This window comes from Halorhodospira neutriphila, assembly GCF_016584055.1.
Lineage (GTDB): Bacteria > Pseudomonadota > Gammaproteobacteria > Nitrococcales > Halorhodospiraceae > Halorhodospira > Halorhodospira neutriphila.
Genome location: NZ_NRSH01000243.1, coordinates 1 through 1,443, shown reverse-complemented (window position 1 = coordinate 1,443; position 1,443 = coordinate 1). Strand labels below are relative to the sequence as shown.

General features: G+C 73.7%; 2 protein-coding genes. One reads left to right on the top strand and one right to left on the bottom strand.

Going from position 1 to position 1,443, the window contains the following annotated elements:
- The coding region (locus tag CKO13_RS12190; RefSeq protein WP_476702782.1) for a magnesium chelatase subunit ChlI family protein at positions 1-246 on the top strand (246 nt) is incomplete at its 5' end.
- 18 nt (positions 247-264) lie between these two features.
- On the opposite strand, the gene CKO13_RS12185 is transcribed toward CKO13_RS12190, so the two are convergent.
- Positions 265-999, bottom strand: coding sequence for a TorF family putative porin (locus CKO13_RS12185; RefSeq protein ID WP_200261401.1), 735 nt, complete (start codon positions 997-999; stop codon positions 265-267).
- Between the last annotated feature and the right edge of the window lie 444 nt (positions 1,000-1,443).

Sequence of the window (1,443 nt, the reverse complement as noted above, 5' to 3'; positions counted from 1 at the left end):
GCCCAGGCGCGCTCCGGCCGCCTCGCCGCCGAGCTCGACGGCGAGGCGCTGCACCGCGCCTGCCCGCTCAGCCGCGAGGCCGCGGCGACCCTGGAGCGGGCCACCGAGGCGCTGGGCCTCTCCCCGCGCGGCCACCACCGCCTGCTGCGGGTGGCGCGGGCCATCGCCGACCTCGCCGGGGCCGAGACCCTCGACGAGGCGGCGGTCGCCGAGGCGGTGGGCCTGCGCCGCCGGCTCACCGCCTAGGGCGCCGCGGCCGGCGCGCTAGAAGGTCCAGCTCGCCCCGGCCCAGAAGTGGTTGTCGAGGTCGTTCTCGGCACGATCCTCGCCGCCGACGGTGTAGTTGATGCTCATCTCCGCGCCGGTGGCGGCCAGGGGGTGGCTGATGCTGACGGTGGCGTCGCGGAAGGCGCTATCCTGCTCCTTGGCCGTCGAGACCGAGCCGTCGTCGAGCTCGGTGTCGTCGGCGTAGAGGTAGTAGCCGGCGCTGAGGCCGAGGGTGAAGTCGTCGGGCAGCGGCTGCTCGAAGCTCGCGCTCAGGTAGGTATCCCCCGCCGCCGTCCAGTCGGCGGTGTCCAGGGCCACGCTCACGCCCAGGCCGACCGGGCCGTAGGAGACCGATGCGCTGGCCTCGGGCACGCTGCTGTCGTCGGTGGCGTCGCCGGTGTAGTAGTAGTAGAGCAGCCCGAGGTCGTACCCTAGCTCCCCGGCGGCGCCGCTGTAGCCGGCGTAGAGGTCGATCTCGTTGGTCGCCGGATCCTCGTAATCGTCATCCAGGGTCGAGAACCAGGTGCCGGCGTAGAGGCCGCTATCGTCGCTGTAGTCGAGCCCGCCCTGGAAGGCGGTCCGTCGATCCTCGACGCCGCCGCGGAAGATGTACTGGGAGACCACCCCGGCGTTGCCGCTGATCTCGGCGTGGAGCGCGCCGCTCGAGGCGGCCACCAGGCCGGCGCCGGCGGCCAGGAGGGGGAGGCGGGAGAGGCGGTTCTTCTCGGTCATGGTGGCACTCCTTTGGAATGGCAAGGACGATCTGTGCGCCCTCACTGCCATTGCATAGGGCGTGCCACCCGCTCGACCGGCGCGCCGCAGGGCGCCCGGGGGCGCTCCGCCGGGGCGAGCGCACCGCTTCAGGGCAGCGGCGCTCCGCCGGATGCATCGCGCTGGTGCACGGCCAGGCGCCGCGCCCCGCCCGCGACCGTACGACGCCCACACCGCCCCCCGCCGAGGGAGCGAGGCGGGAAGTGGTTGCAGCCGGGCCGCGCAGGGAGGAAGAAGGGCATTATTGCGTTGCGCTTCGACCCACGAGATCTTGTGGGTGCGCGCTCGGCAACGTGATCCCCGGGCCGTCCCGCGATCCGGGACCGCCCGGTTCACCCCTGGAGCCCCGCCCAGGGGATCGCCGCGCCGCCTCGGGTGGGTGGCACGGCTTTCGCTCGGCGAAGC